Source organism: Paraburkholderia sp. RL18-101-BIB-B, from assembly GCF_046026985.1.
Taxonomy (GTDB): Bacteria; Pseudomonadota; Gammaproteobacteria; order Burkholderiales; family Burkholderiaceae; genus Paraburkholderia.
Genome location: NZ_JARESV010000050.1, coordinates 1 through 16,799 on the forward strand (window position 1 = coordinate 1; position 16,799 = coordinate 16,799).

Here is a 16,799-nt window from a genome sequence, read left to right on the forward strand (position 1 = left end):
TTGCCGCAAAGAAAGTAGGCAAAGAAAGCGGCTTTACACCGCTAGCCTTTAAGCGGGTCCCCCGCGCATCTCAGGTAGTGGTGCATTTGGAATCCGTGCTCTCGCACATTCCGCGTTCGTGACACAGCAGTCATTCTTCCGGCGGCGCTGCGCGCGCCGTCGCGGTACTTCTCTAAACCAATTGGTTTGCTGCGTCCATGATGCGGACGCGTTCGTTGCTTTTTCTTCCTTCTCTCTCGTTCCCTCTGCTTGCTCGACCCGTTCATGCACTCCCGTCAATGATCGGGGCATGAAAATCCAACGCATTTATTGAAAGTCTGTCTTGCAGGGGCGGTGTTTTCTGATCTGGATATATTCGTCTCGTGGCTGCATCCATTGCAATGCGGTCGCTGTTTTCAGGCATCCTCAATTAAATGGAAGGTGATTCATGAATCAGAAGATGAAGCTGGCGCAACTGGTCGGGGCACTGTTTTGCGTCGGTATCGCGTCGTCGGCACACGCGCAAAGCAGCGTCACGCTCTATGGGCTCCTCGACACAGGTATCGATTTCGCCAGCAACGTCAACGGCAGCCGTCTCTATCAGATGGCCAGCGGTGTGAGCGCAGGCAGCCGTTGGGGGCTCAGAGGCAAAGAAGATCTCGGTAGCGGACTGTCCGCTATTTTTGATCTCGAAAGCGGTTTCAATTCGACTAACGGTAGTCTCGGCAGCGGGCTCGCGTTCTCGCGTAACGCCTATGTGGGTCTCGCCAGTCAGACGGTCGGCACCGTCACCCTCGGGCGGCAGTGGGATCCCGTGGTCGATCTCATTGAACCGTTCTCGCTCAACGATAGCTACGGTGGCTGGTATTTCTCCCATCCGAACGACATGGATAACCTCGATAACGGCTTTGCAATCAGCAATGCAGTGAAGTACAAGAGTCCCACCATCGGCGGATTTACCGGCGAAGCGCTCTATTCGTTTGGCGGTCAGGCAGGGCAGTTTTCGAATAATGCGGCTTATAGCGCGGCGGCGGCGTATACGAATGGGCCGTTTTCCATTGGTGCGGGCTATTTGCGTGTCAACGATCCGGAGGAGTCGATTCAGAGCTATCAGAACAGCCCAGGATTTACCAATGCCGTGTACGGCAACTTTCTCGCCAATGCGCGTAGTCAGGGCATCTTTGCCGCCGGCGCTTCGTATCAACTCGGCAAGTTCAAGGTCATGGGCAACTTTACCAATGTCAATTTCCAGCAGGGCGACGCGGGTCAGGACGTCAAATTCCAGAACTATGAAATCGCCGGTACGTTCGCCGCGACTAGTCAGCTCAATCTCGCAGCAGGCTACACCTACACGGATGGCCGGGATCACGCCACCAATCAGGAGCCGAAGTATCAGCAGCTCAATCTGAGCGCGGAATACGAACTGTCGAAACGTACTGCCGTGTATGCACTCGCCGCGCTGCAGAAAGCAAGCGGCGGCGCAGTCGCGCAGATTGCCGGCTTCGATCCGTCGTCCAACGGCAAACAGGTGGTCGGCCGAGTCGGCGTGCGGCACTCGTTCTAGAATCGGAGCAGTCAGTAAAAGAGCGCGCTATCCGCGAGGGTAGCGCGCTCTTCCTTTTAGGAGCCAAAGTAGATGTTGCAGTAACTGGGTGGGCCGACGCAGCTGTCGGCAGTGCTCGAAGGGGTCGTCGCGCAGCCGGATAGCAGGAGCCCGGCTGCGACAGCGGCCGCGGCGAAGTGCGCGGAGCGTTTGATCGCGGTGCGAAGAGTCATCGATATCGTCGGTGAGGAAGAGGGTGGTGCGATTAACGGTAGAGCTGGTTGAGATAGTTCATCTGACCGTCACCCTCGGCTTTGATCAATTCGCGGTAGACCTGAGCGCGTCTTGCCGTGATCGTTCGTGGCGGTCGGCGAACTCCACTTTCCAGCGGGTGACAGCGTCGTGGAACGGCTGAGCGTGCCGCCCACCGGCGGCGCGGCGACGGCCGAAGTGGCCGCGGCCGCGAGGCCGGTGGCGAGCAACAGCGCGAAAGTGGCGCGTGGTCGGAGATCGAGCATTGCAGGCGTCTCAGTGCGCGTAAATCGTCGAGTTCAGATACGCGAGCTGGCCGTCCTTCTCTGCGTGTACCAGTTCCCGATAGACCTGCGCGCGCGTCTTTTCGCCGGTGGCCTGGCCATACGGCGGAACCCACGAACCGGCGGCATTGATCGCTGCGGTGCTATTCGCGGCAACCTGCATCGACGGTGCGCTGGGCTGTTGGGTCGGTGTCGTGGTCGATTGAGCGAAGGCGGAAGCCGTTGCGGTAGCGCCGATGAAAGCGATGGCGAGCGACAGAGATTTCATGTTCGTAATCCTCACAAATCAAGTTGGATGGGCCGATGCGCGAATCTCACTGCATTCGTGGATCGGTTGATGAGAAGGATAGTCAACCGGCTTTAGCGGATCGGCGGTGTGTGCATGAAAAGATATTTATCCGTTCGAGCGTCCGTGAGCCGATGAATCAGGCATTCGCCGGATGCATGTCACGAAGATAAAAAACGTTTCATGAAACGGCTGGTTTTGATCACGGATGTGTCACCGCGTCTATCTACATTGCGGCTACCCGCACGGTGTGCGGGATCGGTCCGACAATGCGCGGGCCGGCGCCTTCTCTTACCCGGAATCAAACATGAACAAAGCATTGGCAACCACACTCGTCGCGCTGGCCGGCACCTTCTGTGCGGCAGCACATGCGCAAAGCAGCGTGACGCTCTACGGCACGCTCGATACGGGTCTCGACTACATCAGCAATCAGAAGACGGCCACCGGCGGTAAAAGCAACTGGATGATGGAAAGCGGCAACGTGAGCACGGATCGCTGGGGCCTGCGCGGCAACGAAGATCTGGGCGGCGGATTGAGCGCGGTCTTCGATCTCGAGAACGGCTTCAATATCGACAGCGGCAAATTCTCCAACGGCGGGGACGAGTTCGGCCGGCAAGCATGGGTGGGTATCGCGAGCAAGCAGTGGGGCACTGTGACGTTGGGTCGGCAATACGACTTTCTGGTGGATTTCGTCGCGCCGCTGTCGGCGACCGGTTCGGGCTTCGGCGGCAATATCGCCGATCACCCGTTCGATAACGACAACCTCAACAACGATCTGCGCATGAACAACGCGCTGAAATTCCGCAGTGCGACCTATGACGGTCTCACGGTCGGCGGCGCCTACGCGTTCAGCAACGCGGCGGGCGGCTTCAGCAACAACAACGCCTATAGCCTCGGCGCCCAGTGGGCGGGCGGTCCGTTCAATCTGGCCGTCGCGTATCTGCAGATCAACCAGCCGGGCGGCGTCAATCAGCCCGCCAATACGGGTGGCGCGGTGAGCAGCAGCGACGGCGATGCGACCTTCACCGGCGCGCGTCAACGCATTCTCGGCGCGGCGGGGCGCTATACGTTCGGCGCGGCGACGGTCGGCCTCGTCTTCACGCGTACGATGCTCGACGACCCGCATCAGATCATGCAAGGCGGCGCCTATTCCACGCTCAATGGCGATCTGCTGACCTTCAACAATTACGAGCTGAACGCCCGCTACGCGCTAACGCCCGCGTTTACACTCGGCGGTTCTTATACATTTACCGACGGACATTTCAGCGACGCGGGCAAGAGCGTCTCGCCGAAATGGAATCAGTTCATGCTGCAAGCGGATTACGCCTTGTCGCGCCGCACCGATCTGTATCTCGAAGGCGTTTACCAGCACGTGTCGGGTGCGGACGGCATCGCGGTGCTCGGCAATGCCTCGATCTATTCGCTGGCGGCCTCTTCGAACAACCGGCAGGCCGTGGTGGCCGTCGGCGTGCGGCACAGGTTCTGAGCGAAGCGAGCGGACTATCCGCTCGACGCGAGCGCCCGCGCAAACGCAAAAGTCGCCGGTGATGAGCCGGCGATTTTTTTTTATGTACCGTGGGACGCGTTAACCCGCGGCGTCGGCAACGCGTGCTTTAGCGGCGTTCGCGTGCGTTTGTGCCTGCGCCGCCTGGACGTCAGGGGCGCTCCTGGCGGCGTCGGCCGACCAGCCACCGCCCAATGCCTCGATCAACGCCACGGAAGCCAGCAAACGCCGCGTATTGAGGTTCAGCGCCGAGATCTGCGTATCGAGTTCGGTAGTCTGCGCCGTCACCACGTCGAGATAGCTGACCACGCCGTCACGGTAGCGCGACATCGACAGCGTCAACGTGCGTTGCGCAGCGATGAGCGCTTCGTTCTGTTTCGTGGCCTCGTCGCCGAGATGATGCAGTTGCGCGAGGTTGTCCTCGACCTGCTGGAAGGCGAGCAGCACAGCGGCCTTGTACTTGGCGCCATTTTCCGCGAGCTTGGCGCGGGCCCGATCGGTGATCGCCGCGCGGCGGCCGCCGTCGAAGAGCGTGAATACGAGGCTCGGCCCGACCGACCACATTTCGTTCGGCGCGATCAGCCACGGCGAGAGCGTGTCGCTTTGATAGCCGCCGTCGAGGCCGAGCGAAATGTCCGGAAAGAACGCTGCCTTGGCGACGCCGATCTGCGCGTTCGCCTCGGCAACACGCCGTTCGGCCGCGGCGATATCGGGGCGCCGTTGCAGCAGCGCCGCCGGCACGCCGGTCGGAATGGACGGCAAGTAGGCAGAGTCGGTCACGGCGGCGAGCGTGAAACTGGACGCGGGCGCACCGGTCAGGCTGGCGATCGCGTGTTCGAAGAGCGCGCGCTGCGCGGCGATGTCGTCGGCGGAAGCGCGCGCGGTGTCGAGTTGCGTCTGCGCGCGCGATACATCGAGATCCGATGCGATGCCGCCGGCGTGGCGGCTCAGCGTGAGCGTGAGGGCGCGCTGGTAGGTGTCGATCGTATCGTTTAGCAGTTGCTGCTGGGCATCGAGGCCGCGCAGGTTGAAATAGGCGCTCGCGAGATTCGCCTGCAAACTCAGACGTACCGATTCGAGGTCGGCCTCGCTGGCCTGCATCGCGGCGCGGCCGGCGGCCACTTCATTGCGGACCTTGCCCCACAGGTCGAGGTCGTAGGCGATGCCGACGTCGACGGTATTAGCGCCGTACACCGCAGGCTGTCCCGCGCCACGTAGCGGCCGGTTATCCGACTGCCGCTGGCGTTCGACCGAGGCTTCGGCGCCGATGGTCGGAAACAGGCCCGAACGCGCCTGCGAGAGATCGGCCGCGGCTTCGTCGTGGCGCGCCATCGCCGCGGCGACGTCGGGGTTCGCGGCGGCCACCTGTTCTTCCAGATGGTCGAGCACGGGGTCGCGATACACGCTCCACCACGCATCGCGTGGCACGCGGTCAGCGGGTCGGGCGAGCTGCCACGGGCCGCTTTCTTTGAACGTGGTGGGGATGCTGGTAGGCGGCGCGTGATAAGTCGGCGCGAACGAGCAGCCGTTCAGCAACGCCGCGGCCGCCAGTGCGATGCATAGACGGCGTTTATCCATGAGTGCTCTCCACCGTGCGTCGGCCGGCCAGGGCGGTGTCGCTCGTGCCGCTCGGGCTGGTCTGCAAGCGCACTTTATCGCCGGATGCGAGCGAGTCGGGCGGGTTGTCGATTACGCGATCCGTGGCGTTCAAACCCGAGGCGATTTCGACGTGCGTGCCAAGATCGGTCGCGATCGATACGGGCTTGAGCTCCGCTCGATTGCCCTTGCCGACCACGGCGACCTGCAAACCGTTCTGCCGGAAGATCAGCGAGCTCGCCGGAATCGACAACGCGTGCGCGTTGGTCGGCAACGCGAAATGCACCTCGGTGTACTCGCCGGGAATCAGCAAACCGTCGTGATTGTCGACCGCGAGCTGGACCAGCAAGGTGCCGGAAGACGGCGTGATGGCGTCGTCGGTGTCGACGAGTTTCGCGTTGAACTTCGCGCCCGGCCGCTCGGGCACCGTGAGCGTGGCGCTCATGCCGGGCTGGATCGCGGCCGCTTCATCCTGCGGCACGCTCACGTAGACGCGCAGCTGATGCGCGTCGGACACCGAGAACAGTTCGGGCCCATTGCCGCCGCCCGCATTGATGAGCGCGCCGATGTCGGTGGTGCGCGCCGTGACGATGCCGTCGAACGGCGCGGTAATGCGCTTGAACGATTCGAGCGCTTCGAGGCGCCGCACGTTGGCCTCGTTGGCGGCGACGGTGGCCTGTTTGGCGACGAGATCGCTGGTCTTTTCATCGGCGTCCTGCTGCGAGACGGAGTCCTGCTGCAACATCTGCGTCCAGCGGCGCGCGGTGGACGCCGCGAGTTTTTCATTGGCCACCGAGTTTTGCAAATCGGCGCGCGCCTGCTGCAATTGCTGGTCGAGGTCGGGCGTATCGATCTCGCCGAGCAACTGCCCGGCTTTGACATGCGTGCCTATATCCGCGTACCACGCATGCAGATAACCCGACACCCGCGCATAGATCGGCGCATTGACGAAGGCCGACAGACGGCCGGGCAGCACCAGTGCTTGCGCGTCGAGGTCCCGCTTAGGTGTGTAAGCCACTACGGTAGGCACGGCTTGCTGGGCGGACCAGGTGGTCAATTCCTGTTTCGCATGCACGCGGCTGGCAACGCCGCTCGCCACGATGCCCGCTGCCGCCAGCAGCGCGACGATACCGATGAGCTTCAGATGACGCAGCCGTTTCGGCGAATTGATCTCGATCTCAGTGGACATGTTGGACTCCGGGTTCGGAAGAAGAGTGGTCGTGCGAGAGGCGGTGAGCGGCGGCGTCGCGCCGGTGCACGATGCTGAATACGACGGGGACGAACAGCAGCGTGGCGAACGTCGCGCAAAGCAGGCCGCCGATCACGGCGCGGCCGAGCGGCGCGTTCTGTTCGCCGCCGTCGCCGAGACCGAGCGCCATCGGCGCCATGCCGATGATCATCGCGAGTGCGGTCATCAACACCGGGCGAAAGCGCGTAAAGCCCGCTTCCATCGCGGCGACCAAGGCGTTGCCGGTGACGGCCAGCCGTTCACGCGCGAAGCTCACCACCAGAATGCTGTTGGCGGTCGCCACGCCCATGCACAGAATCGCGCCCGTCAACGCCGGCACCGAGAGCGGCGTGCGCGTGGTGAACAGCATCCAGACGATGCCGGCCAACGCTGCGGGCAATGCGGTGACGATCACGAACGCGTCGCTCCACGAATGGAAGTTCACGACGATCAGCAGATAGATCAGTGCAATCGCGCCGACCAGACCGAGCGACAAACCGAGAAACGCGCTATTCATCGTCTGCACCTGTCCGCGCAACGTGACGATGGAACCCTTGGGCACGTCTTTCTCCGTCGCGTGCAGGATGCTCTGAATCTTCGCCGCCACCGCGCCGAGATCCTGGCCTTGGGTTGTCGCGAACACGTCGTAGAGCGGTTCGATGTCGTAGTGCGAGACCACCGCATTGCCCACGCCGCGTGTAATCGTCGCAATGCCGCCGAGAATCTGCGCCTGGCCGCTCTTGCCGGTCACGGGCAGGTTGTTCAGATTCGACAGGGACGTCATGCGATATTGCGGCGTCTGCGCGACGATCGGATACGACACGCCGTTGTTAGGGTTGAGCCAGTACGTCGGCGACACCTGGCTCGTGCCGGACAGACTCGCCACCACGGAGTTGGTGACATCCTGTTCGGTAATGCCGAGCTGATCGGCGCGCGAGCGGTCCACGGAAACGGTGAACTGCGGATACGTCGACGCCTGTTGCATGCGCGTATCGGCAATGCCGGGAATCATGCGCATGCGGCGCATGACTTCATTCGCGTACCGGTGATTGGCGGCCTGGTTCGGACCGGCCACTTGCAGATCGATCGGCGCGGGTGCGCCGAAATTCAGAATCTGGCTGACGATATCGGCCGGCAGGAAGGCGAACGTCGTGCCCGGAAATTGACGCGGCAGGGTTTCACGCAACGTGCGCACGAAGTCCGCGGTGGGCCGATGATTTTCGTTCAGCGAGATCAGAATGTCGCCATCTTGCGGCCCAGCCGTGCCGCTATTGTTATACGTGAGATTGATCCCGCTATTCGGCAAGCCGATGTTGTCGATGATGCTGCGCAACTGGTCCGGCGGAATTGCGCGGCGCACCGCGTTCTCGATCAGATCGAACTGCGCGGCGGTATCTTCGATTCGTGTGCCGATCGGCGCACGCACGTGGATCGCAATTTCGCCGGAATCGATATCGGGGAAGAAATTGCGGCCGAGCCACGGCGCGAGCAGGAACGACGCCCCCACCACGATCAGAAAGCCCGTCACGAAGCGTTTGCGATGCGTGAGCGCGAGACCGAGCACGATCCGGTACACGCCGCGCACGCGTTCGAAGCGCTGCTCGAAGCCGCGCTGGAAGCGCACCAGCGGATTGCGCGAAGGCGCGGCGTGGGAGTGGCCGCCATGCGGGTCCATCGTCGCGGCCAGTTCACCGGACGCGTGGCCGCCCGATGCATGGGCACGCAGCAGGTATTGCGCCATCATCGGCACGAAAGTGCGCGAGAGGACGAAGGAGGCGATCATCGCGAAGGTCACGGCCTCGGCCATGGGCACGAACAGGAAACGCGCAATGCCGTCGAGCAACAGCATCGGCACGAACACGATGCAGATGCACAGCAACGACACGAACGCGGGCGCGACGATCTGCGCGGCGCCGTCGAGAATCGCGCTCTTTACGTCCTTGCCCTGTTCCAGATGCCAGTTGATGTTCTCGATGGTGACGGTGGCGTCGTCGACCAGAATCCCGACCGCCAATGCAAGGCCGCCGAGCGTCATCACGTTGAGCGTTTCGCCCATTGCCGCGAGCCCGGCAATGGCCGCCAGCACGGCGAGCGGAATCGACGCCGCGATGATCAGCGTGGAGCGCCAACTGCCGAGGAACAGCAGGATCATCAGCGAAGTGAGCGCGGCGGCGATCACGCCCTCGCGCGCCACGCCGCTGACGGCACCTTTCACGAAGGTCGACTGATCGCCCATCGTGACAAGCTTGAGTCCGGGCGGCAAGGTCGCTTCGATACGCGGCAGTTGTGCCTTTACGCCGGAGATGATGTCGAGTGTGGAGGCGGAGCCGTTCTTCAGAATACTCATCAGCACCGCGCGGTGCCCGTCCACGCGCACCACGTTGCCTTGCGGCGGATAACCGTCGCGTACGTGCGCCACGTCGCGGATATAGATCGTGGCGCCGTCCACGGTTTTGATCGGCAGCGCGTTCAATTCGTCGAGAGCAAGCGGACTGTTGTTCAGCTTGATGTTGTATTCGAAGCGGCCGATCTTCTCGGTGCCCGCCGGAATGATCTGATTCTGTTGCGCGAGCGCGGTGGCGACATCGTTCGCCGAGAGTTTTTTCGCCTGCAAGGCCTGCGGGTCGAGATCGATCTGCACTTCACGCGTCTTGCCGCCGTACGGCGTGGGAATCGCCACGCCCGGCACGCTCAGCAATTGCGGACGAATGAAGTTGGTCGCGTAGTCGGCGAGCTTCTGTTCGTCGAGCGTATTGCTGGTCAGCGCCAGTTGCAGCACCGGCACCGTGGACGCGTTGTAGTTCAGGATTTGCGGCGGCGTGGTGCCGGGCGGCATCTGCTTGAGCACCGTCTGCGAAACTGAAGTCACCTGGGCGGTGGCGGTGCGGATATCCACGGTCGGCTGGAAGAAGATCTTCACGATGCCGTAGCCGCGAAACGACTGCGACTCGATATGCGCGATGTCGTTGACGGTGGTGCCGAGCGTGCGCTCATAGTACGTGACGATGCGCCCGGACATGTCGTCCGGTTGCAGGCCGGCGTAATTCCACACCACGCTGATCACGGGAATGCGGATGTCGGGGAAGATATCCGTCGGCGTGCGCAATGCGGCAAGCGGGCCGATCAACAGGATCAGCATCGCGAGCACGATAAACGTGTAGGGCCGGGTCAAAGCTAACCGGACTATTTTTAACATCGAAGGCTGCTCCGTTCAGAGGCGCGATTGAATCTGCGCGGGCGTGTGGCAATGGGGACTCGCGTCAATGGCGCGGCCCGGTAACGGCATTCTGGGGAGCGGGCCCTAACAGGCGCGGACAAAACAAATGAAACTAGTTTTAGGATGCGGCGTGTGATGTGCGTTTGCGTCGATAGGCGTGCTGAAACGGCTTTGGCGCTGCATGCAGCGCCAAAGCTTGCTCGTCAGAAATGCGAATGCGCCTGGGTCAGCCGAACAGATAGCCCGAGCCGCGAATCGTGCGAATCAAGGGACGTTCGCCGGGCATCTCGACTTTCTTGCGCAAACGCCCCACGTGCACGTCGATCAGATTCGTACCCGGGTCGAAGCGACAACCCCACACGGCTTCGAAAATCATCGTGCGTGTGAGCACCTGGCCGGTGTGGCGCATCATAAATTCGAGGACGCGGAATTCGGTGGGTTGCAGATCGAGTTCGCGCTGACGGTGCGTCACTTTGCGGCGCACCAGATCGAGCTCGAGCGCGCCGTTGCGCAGCATCGTTTCAGCTTTCGCGTGACGTGGACGCCGCCGCAATAGCACCTCGACGCGTGCGAACATTTCATCGGGCGAGAAGGGCTTGGTCAGATAGTCGTCGCCGCCGGCACGCAGGCCCTGAATGCGCTGATCGACATCGGACATCGCGCTCATCACCAGCACGGGCGTTTCCATGCCGACACCGCGCATGGTCGCGACGATCGTCAGACCGTCGAGATCGGGCAGCATGCGGTCGAGCGTGACGACGTCGTAATCGCCCGCCATCACTTTCGCCATGCCTTCGCGGCCGGTGTGAGCCACATCGACGGAAAAGCCGCTCGCGCTGAGCGTGCGAACGATGTCATGAGCAATCAGCTCGTCATCTTCAATCGTCAATATCCTGGGCATGATGCGCGCGCCCGCTTCAGGCGACCGCGCGCAGTGCAACCGGGCGGTCCGGCGCGCGATACTGGCTGACCGCGAAGTCGATGAAACTGCGTACGCGCATCGACAGGTAATTGCGGCCGGAGTAGAGAATCGACACCTGACGCGGGCCGCCGTTGATCTCGAACTGTTCGAGCACGGGGACAAGCGCACCGCGCGTGAGATCGTCGGCGATGATCGGCATAGGCAGCAAGGCGATGCCCATATGGTTGAGCGCGGCCACGCGCACCATTGCACTGCTGGTCGCGGTGAGCGCGCTGCCGGTGTTGACGCGATAAATGCCGTCGGCGTCCGCGAACTCCCAGGCTCGCGGCGAACCGTCGGACACCGTCAGCAGACCATGCCGGTTCAAAGCAGCGGGGTCGCGCGGCGTGCCGTTGCGCGCAAGATAAGTGGGCGACGCGGCCGTGAGTTCGTCGACGCTGGTGAGTGTGCGGCTCACCAGCGTCGAATTGGCGAGACGCCGGTCGTCGGAGAAGCACACGTCGAAGCCGCCTTCCACGAGATCGATCTGCGTGTCGAACGTCGTCACGTCGAAGTCCACGCGCGGATGCAGCGTGCGGTAGGCGGCAAGCAGCGCGCCCAAGCCCGCGGTGGCGAAGGTCATGGGCGTGGCGATCCGTAACGTGCCCTGCGGGTCGCGCGTGGTCTCCAGCAGATTCGATTCCATCTCGTCGAGTTTCTCGATGATCGCGCGGCAACCATCGAGATATTCGCGGCCCACGTCCGTTAGCGAAAGACTGCGTGTGGTGCGGTTCAATAGGCGCATGTTCAGATGCGCTTCCAGCGTGCCGACGCTGCGCGTGACCGCGGCCGCGGACATGCCTAACTGTCTCGCCGCGAGATTGAAGCTGGCGAGATCGACTACTCGTGTGAAGACACGCATCGCTTGTAGCTGGTTCATGTTGGAACAGTAGAAAAGGGCGATGGGTGCATCATCGGCGATGGCGGATAAATCCGCGCTGCTAGGTGCATTAAGTCTTTTTTAATTTTGTGCAATGTTCATGAACTGTACGCGCGAACGGCTTGCCGGTTCCAGGAGAACTGTGAGCAACACTAAGTAATGGACAAAAAAGAGCGCGGACAAAGCCGCGCTTGCGAAAGAGACTTGAATGAAAGTAACCGCCGCTACGCGGCCCCTGAAGTATAGGTGGACTGCGTAACGCGTTGCGCGTGTGATCTGAAACGCAGTCCTGCGTGAAACGCAACAAGCCTGCCTGCGGGTGTTTCAGTTGAGCATGCCGTGTACTTCCAGCGAGGCTTCCAGTTGCTGCGTGAGCGCGTGGTGCAGTTTGGCGAGGCTTTCGGTGGGCAGTGCGAAACCGGCCCAGCCGAGACCGGAATGCCGCAGGAACAGCACGGCGCCATCGTGCAGCGGATGCTTCTCCGCATGCCAGCACGGGTCGATCTCGATCACGTACTGGTGGGTGCGCAGCGGCTCCTTGGGCACTTCCGGGCGCATGCCGGCCCGCAGGACGCTGAGGTGCTCGATCACGGCGTCCAGATCGGCCACGTCGAGCAGCACGGCGCTGTCTGCGATGGCGATGCGAACCGCGTGCTGACCATATTCGTTGACTCTCTCGATGCTCATGGGGCGCGGCATGTGCTGGCTCCTTGCGGCTATCACGATGCACAAATTATGTCGCTGCCGCGTCTGGCGAATCCTTAAAGAGCACGATCCACGGATGAAACTTTGTTTAAGGAACGCGCCTGCCGCACTCGCCACGGCCGGCGTTCAATCCTCTGATGTTTGCCGGAATTGTGCGCCGCAACCTCGCATTGTTCATACGTATAAAACCGCCAATGTTTCAATATAGAAACATTTTTAGGCGTTCGAGAATCGCGATTCCAAATCTAAATCGCGATCGATTCGTTAAATACGGGTTCGATTGCATCGGGTGGTCGATAAATTCCCAATTTGCGAATAAAGCCGCTATTGAACGGTCATTATCTGGGAGGTTTGGAGTTCAAGTTTGAAACACTTTTGGATGGCGCTCCGCCATACGCGGGTCACAAATCGAATCCCTGCCGACAGGCTCGGTTCACGCGCGCCGATGCCTGAAGATCAAGGCTGCACGTGGCTTCCCCGCCAGATGGCGAAAATCGCGCCAGCATGGTTTGCTGTCGCGGCTGCGCGACCCGCCGTTCTCATATCAAACGCAAGATTACGGTTTTCTTCATACATTCTGTTTCTCGATAGTAATTTGTTTTTCAAATTTACTATAGCGATCCATTCCGCTAACATCACGCTTAATCCGTTAAGTGGCCTTGCCGTGATTCTGCCGGCAATAAATCATTTCGCTCATAGTGGCTGCTAACGGCGATCGGGGTCCACAATGTACGACAGTTTGGGGAAATATCATGCCGCACATGCACCTTGATACTGCGAGGATCACCTGGTTACATACGCCGACGCTGAACGTGCGTAGTGCAACGCGGCGAATCGGCGTGCTGCTGTTCGACGGCTTCTGGCTGCTCGGCCCAGGCACCGTGGTGGAGATGTTCCAGACCGCAAACGAACTCTCGGGCTCGCGCGCCGGTGAAGAACAGCCTTACGAAGTGCAATTCCTTTCCATGGACGGCGGCAGCGTCGCCAGTTCTTCTTCCGCGCGCATCTGGACTGACCGTATCGACGCGCGCTTTGCCAGCGGTTTCGACGTGCTGTTCATCGCGGGCGGCTACGGCGCGCATGTGGCCGCGCGCGACGAGCGCGTGCTGGGCTGGCTGCGTTCGGTGCAATCGCGCACGCGTGCGATCGAAACAATCGGTGAAGGGCGGCTCGTGCTGGAAGCGGCCGGCCCGACTGATAGCGACGGACTGCAGGTGAACCGCTATCTCAACAACGTCACCGGCGAGTCCGCGCTCAACGCGTCCAACGATCGTAACGATTGTGCCCGCAGCGCGCTCATGTTCATCAAACGCGATCTCGGTGCCGAGCTTGCTCGCAGCGTTGCCGACCGCGTGATACCTGGCATGGCTGCAACCTGGGTGCCGTTGCCGGCGGAAGGCGGCACGCTCAGCGTGGCCGAGAAGATCCGTGCCGCGGCGCGCTGGATGGAGGCCAATTGCGATCGTCCGGTTTCAGTGGCCGACGCCGCGCAAGTCGCGGCGATGAGCGAGCGCAATTTCCTGCGGCGTTTCAAGCATGAAATGCAGGTCACGCCGTCGGACTATCTGCTGCAGGTCCGACTGCGCATTGCCTGCAACTTCCTGACCGAGACCGAACTACCGGTCGACAAGATTGCGCGGCGCAGCGGCACGGGCAACGGCGATCGTCTGGCGAAGATTTTCCGCAAGCGCATGGCGCTATCTCCAACCGAATATCGCGCACGCAGCCGCGTGGCGAGCGAGGCGTAATATTCATGCAGGTGCCCGTGCCGGCGGCGGGGCGCCTGACGACAGTTGGGCGCGTCCGTCGTGGCGGCCGCGTTTTCGCCGGTCAGGCTTCTTACGAGCACAGCAGCAATGGGCAACAAGGTGATCGCGACGGCATTGCCGGAGGTGAAACTCATCGAGCCCGAGGTGTTTTGCGACGAATTCGGCTTCTGCTTCGAGAGCTTCAGCGCGGACGAGTTTATCGACGACCTCTCGCAAGCTTTCCAGTTCGTGCAGGACCGGCATTCGCGTGCGGTGCATGGCGTGTTGCGCGGGTTGCACTATCAGGTGCAACGTCCTCAGGGTCGCCTCATGCGGGTCGTGGTGGGCGAAGTCTTTGCGGTTGCCGTCGACGTGCGGCTCAATTCGCCGAATTTCGGCAAGTGGTGCGGGGCGTATCTGAGCGCGGCCAATTATCGGCAGATCTGGGCGCCACCGGGCTTCGCGCTCGGTTTCGTCGTGCTGTCCAATTTTGCCGAGTGTTTGTGGAAGACCACGGAATACTGGTTTCCCGAACTGGAGCGCTGCATTCTGTGGCGCGATCCCGACATCGGCATCGAGTGGCCGATCGATTTCGAACCGACCCTTGGCGCGAAGGATGCCGCGGGCCGGCGTCTTTACGAAGCGGAAAACATCGCCTGACTTAAGTGTGCGGTCTTGCCGCGCCGAAGCGCACGTCTCGTGCCGCGCCTGTCAGCGCGTCGCCACTACGGCGCCGACGCTTGCGGTCACCACTAGCAACGTGCCCGCGATCTGTAAAACCCCCATCGGCTGATGCAGTACGACGAAGCCGGCCAACGCGCCGATCGCCGGTTCGACGCTCATCAGGATTCCGAATGAGGCGGCCGGCATGTGCCGCAGCGCCACCATTTCCAGCGCGTACGGCAACAGCGGGACCAGTACCGCTAGGCCCGCCGTCGCCGCGATCTGGCCCGTCGCGACATGCAGACCGCTTTGCGCCAATCCGAATGGCGTGGCCACGAGTGCCGCAGCGATCAGCGATACCGACAGTCCCTCGAGTCCCGCGAACAAGGTGCCGGTCTTCTTCATCAACACGATGTAGGTGCCCCACCCGAGCGCCGCGCCGCAGGCGAGCAGCACGCCGACCGGTTCGCCGATCCAGCCGGCGCGATCGCGCGAAAGCAGTATGACGCCGGCAATCGCCAGCGCGGGCCACAGCAAGGCTCGCGCGCGACGGACCGCGAAGGTCGCGACGGCGAGTGGCCCGAGAAAGTCGATCGCGACGGCGAGTCCTAAAGGAATGCGCTGGAGCGCCGCGAAAAAGCACAGCGTCATGCCCGCCATCGCCGCGCCGAGCACGCCGGCGGCAGTCCAATGAGCGCGCGAGTAACTCAGCAAGCGCGGACGCACCAGCAAGGCGAGCACCAATGCCGCCCAGCACAGGCGCAACCATGTGGTGCTGAGTGAACCGTAGGTGGCCATCGTCGGCGCGGAAAGCGCGGCGCCGAATTGCACGCACGACATCGACAGTACGCACAGCAACGCCGCCCCGGCCGCGCTGCGGGCGGGTTTGACGCTGGTTTGCGCGGGATTCAGCGCAGCTTGGAGGGTGGTGTCCTGCATGGTCGTCTGGTGAGTTGGCGCTCGATCGGAGTTCGTCATCGCTATCTTATCGGTGCCGGCGGTATTAAGATAAGTTGATATTTCTTATGCTGACTTCAAGAACCTTTATGACCCGAGATCTCGACAGCAGCCTGCTGCGCGCCTTCGTCACCGTGGCCGAGACGGGCGCAGTTGGCGTGGCGGCGACGCGCCTCGCGCGGACCCAGGCCGCGGTGAGCATGCAATTGCGCCGGCTCGAGGAAGAACTCGGCCAGCGTCTGCTCGACCGTTCGCCGCGCGGCGTGCAGCTTACCGAAGCAGGTCACTTGTTGCTGCCGTATGCCCACACGATACTCGGCGCGGGCGCCGATGCGCGCCGCGCGTTGAGCGCAGGTCAGGTGTCCGGCACCGTGCGGCTCGGCATGCTGGAGGACATTGCGGTCGGTCGTTTGCCGCGGGCGTTGCGGCGCTTTTCGATCGCTTATCCGCAAGTGGCGCTGGAGATCGTCGTTGACAGCAGTGCGGCGCTGTCGAACCGGCTCGCGGATGGCAGCCTCGACGTGGTGGTCGGCGATCCCGCGCTGGTCGACGCAACGCCGCTTCTCACGTGGACGCAACCGCTCTTCTGGGTCGGCGCGCGCGGTTTCAGCCGCGACGCGCAGGCCGCGTTGCCGGTGGTGGCATTCGGCGGCGCGTGTCTGTGGCAGCAGCAGGTGTTGACGGCGCTGCGGCGCGCGGGGATCGCGTGGCGCATCGTGTGCACCAGCACTAGTCTGCCGGCCGTGCAATCCGCGGTTGAAGCGGGGCTCGGCGTGTCGGTGCTGCTCGACGGCAACATCCGTTCGGAATCGATGCGCGTGCTCGGTCAAAGCGACGCTTTGCCCGACGCACCCACCGCGGACTTCGGGCTCTTCATGCGGGAGGTTTCCGGCGCGCAGGCGGCCGCCGTGCAAACCTTGCAAACGTTCCTCTGCGAGGAATTGCATCTCGGTCTGCGCGAAGGCGGGCCGCAGCTCGTGCCGGCTTTGGGCTAGT

General features: G+C 62.3%; 14 protein-coding genes. 5 read left to right on the forward strand and 9 right to left on the reverse strand.

The features are described from left to right. Positions 1-427: 427 nt before the first annotated feature. The gene (locus P0D73_RS38290; RefSeq protein ID WP_408435246.1) at positions 428-1,543 is read left to right on the forward strand and encodes a porin; all 1,116 of its coding nucleotides are present in this window, start codon (positions 428-430) and stop codon (positions 1,541-1,543) included. A gap of 281 nt (positions 1,544-1,824) precedes the next feature. Here P0D73_RS38290 and P0D73_RS38295 read toward each other — a convergent pair whose 3' ends face one another. Together P0D73_RS38295 and P0D73_RS38300 are read right to left on the reverse strand one after the other, a co-directional pair. Continuing rightward, on the reverse strand, positions 1,825-2,040 hold the full coding sequence (locus P0D73_RS38295) for a hypothetical protein (RefSeq protein ID WP_408435248.1): 216 nt from the start codon (positions 2,038-2,040) through the stop codon (positions 1,825-1,827). A 10-nt stretch (positions 2,041-2,050) separates the two neighbouring features. Continuing rightward, positions 2,051-2,326 (reverse strand): DUF4148 domain-containing protein, encoded by a 276-nt coding sequence (locus P0D73_RS38300; protein ID WP_408181418.1) that lies wholly within the window; start codon positions 2,324-2,326, stop codon positions 2,051-2,053. 325 nt (positions 2,327-2,651) lie between these two features. On the opposite strand from P0D73_RS38300, the gene P0D73_RS38305 reads away from it, so the two are divergent. Further along, on the forward strand, positions 2,652-3,830 hold the full coding sequence (locus P0D73_RS38305) for a porin (protein ID WP_408181420.1): 1,179 nt from the start codon (positions 2,652-2,654) through the stop codon (positions 3,828-3,830). Between the two features lie 99 nt (positions 3,831-3,929). Here P0D73_RS38305 and P0D73_RS38310 read toward each other — a convergent pair whose 3' ends face one another. From P0D73_RS38310 to P0D73_RS38335, 6 genes are all read right to left on the reverse strand, one after another. Then, positions 3,930-5,426, reverse strand: coding sequence for an efflux transporter outer membrane subunit (locus P0D73_RS38310; protein ID WP_408435250.1), 1,497 nt, complete (start codon positions 5,424-5,426; stop codon positions 3,930-3,932). Next, positions 5,419-6,633, reverse strand: coding sequence for an efflux RND transporter periplasmic adaptor subunit (locus P0D73_RS38315; protein WP_408181423.1), 1,215 nt, complete (start codon positions 6,631-6,633; stop codon positions 5,419-5,421). The genes P0D73_RS38310 and P0D73_RS38315 overlap by 8 nt, the downstream gene beginning before the upstream one ends. Continuing rightward, positions 6,623-9,868, reverse strand: a complete 3,246-nt coding sequence (locus P0D73_RS38320; protein ID WP_408435252.1) for an efflux RND transporter permease subunit — start codon at positions 9,866-9,868, stop codon at positions 6,623-6,625. The genes P0D73_RS38315 and P0D73_RS38320 overlap by 11 nt, the downstream gene beginning before the upstream one ends. Positions 9,869-10,115: 247 nt before the next feature. Further along, complete coding sequence (locus P0D73_RS38325) at positions 10,116-10,790, reverse strand: response regulator transcription factor (RefSeq protein WP_132375120.1); 675 nt, start codon at positions 10,788-10,790, stop codon at positions 10,116-10,118. A 16-nt stretch (positions 10,791-10,806) separates the two neighbouring features. Beyond that, entirely contained in the window at positions 10,807-11,730 is a 924-nt protein-coding gene (locus P0D73_RS38330) for a LysR family transcriptional regulator (protein ID WP_408435254.1), read from the reverse strand. A gap of 324 nt (positions 11,731-12,054) precedes the next feature. Then, complete coding sequence (locus tag P0D73_RS38335) at positions 12,055-12,429, reverse strand: hypothetical protein (protein ID WP_408181427.1); 375 nt, start codon at positions 12,427-12,429, stop codon at positions 12,055-12,057. A gap of 758 nt (positions 12,430-13,187) precedes the next feature. Here P0D73_RS38335 and P0D73_RS38340 point away from each other — a divergent pair. Both P0D73_RS38340 and rfbC read left to right on the forward strand, forming a co-directional pair. Next, positions 13,188-14,183, forward strand: coding sequence for a GlxA family transcriptional regulator (locus P0D73_RS38340; RefSeq protein WP_408435256.1), 996 nt, complete (start codon positions 13,188-13,190; stop codon positions 14,181-14,183). A gap of 108 nt (positions 14,184-14,291) precedes the next feature. Continuing rightward, positions 14,292-14,843, forward strand: a complete 552-nt coding sequence (gene rfbC, locus P0D73_RS38345; protein WP_408181430.1) for a dTDP-4-dehydrorhamnose 3,5-epimerase — start codon at positions 14,292-14,294, stop codon at positions 14,841-14,843. 51 nt (positions 14,844-14,894) lie between these two features. On the opposite strand, the gene P0D73_RS38350 is transcribed toward rfbC, so the two are convergent. Further along, on the reverse strand, positions 14,895-15,785 hold the full coding sequence (locus P0D73_RS38350) for an EamA family transporter (RefSeq protein WP_408435258.1): 891 nt from the start codon (positions 15,783-15,785) through the stop codon (positions 14,895-14,897). Between the two features lie 107 nt (positions 15,786-15,892). Between P0D73_RS38350 and P0D73_RS38355 the strand changes: the two genes are divergently transcribed. Then, positions 15,893-16,798, forward strand: coding sequence for a LysR substrate-binding domain-containing protein (locus tag P0D73_RS38355; protein WP_408280174.1), 906 nt, complete (start codon positions 15,893-15,895; stop codon positions 16,796-16,798). Position 16,799: the final 1 nt, after the last annotated feature.

Excerpts from the sequence above, each read along its gene's own strand:
- P0D73_RS38290 (WP_408435246.1), top strand. The coding sequence starts at position 428 with ATGAATCAGAAGATGAAGCTGGCGCAACTGGTCGGGGCACTGTTTTGC.
- P0D73_RS38295 (WP_408435248.1), bottom strand. The coding sequence starts at position 2,040 with ATGCTCGATCTCCGACCACGCGCCACTTTCGCGCTGTTGCTCGCCACC.
- P0D73_RS38300 (WP_408181418.1), bottom strand. The coding sequence starts at position 2,326 with ATGAAATCTCTGTCGCTCGCCATCGCTTTCATCGGCGCTACCGCAACG.
- P0D73_RS38305 (WP_408181420.1), top strand. The coding sequence starts at position 2,652 with ATGAACAAAGCATTGGCAACCACACTCGTCGCGCTGGCCGGCACCTTC.
- P0D73_RS38310 (WP_408435250.1), bottom strand. The coding sequence starts at position 5,426 with ATGGATAAACGCCGTCTATGCATCGCACTGGCGGCCGCGGCGTTGCTG.
- P0D73_RS38315 (WP_408181423.1), bottom strand. The coding sequence starts at position 6,633 with ATGTCCACTGAGATCGAGATCAATTCGCCGAAACGGCTGCGTCATCTG.
- P0D73_RS38320 (WP_408435252.1), bottom strand. The coding sequence starts at position 9,868 with ATGTTAAAAATAGTCCGGTTAGCTTTGACCCGGCCCTACACGTTTATC.
- P0D73_RS38325 (WP_132375120.1), bottom strand. The coding sequence starts at position 10,790 with ATGCCCAGGATATTGACGATTGAAGATGACGAGCTGATTGCTCATGAC.
- P0D73_RS38330 (WP_408435254.1), bottom strand. The coding sequence starts at position 11,730 with ATGAACCAGCTACAAGCGATGCGTGTCTTCACACGAGTAGTCGATCTC.
- P0D73_RS38335 (WP_408181427.1), bottom strand. The coding sequence starts at position 12,429 with ATGCCGCGCCCCATGAGCATCGAGAGAGTCAACGAATATGGTCAGCAC.
- P0D73_RS38340 (WP_408435256.1), top strand. The coding sequence starts at position 13,188 with ATGCCGCACATGCACCTTGATACTGCGAGGATCACCTGGTTACATACG.
- rfbC (WP_408181430.1), top strand. The coding sequence starts at position 14,292 with ATGGGCAACAAGGTGATCGCGACGGCATTGCCGGAGGTGAAACTCATC.
- P0D73_RS38350 (WP_408435258.1), bottom strand. The coding sequence starts at position 15,785 with ATGCAGGACACCACCCTCCAAGCTGCGCTGAATCCCGCGCAAACCAGC.
- P0D73_RS38355 (WP_408280174.1), top strand. The coding sequence starts at position 15,893 with ATGACCCGAGATCTCGACAGCAGCCTGCTGCGCGCCTTCGTCACCGTG.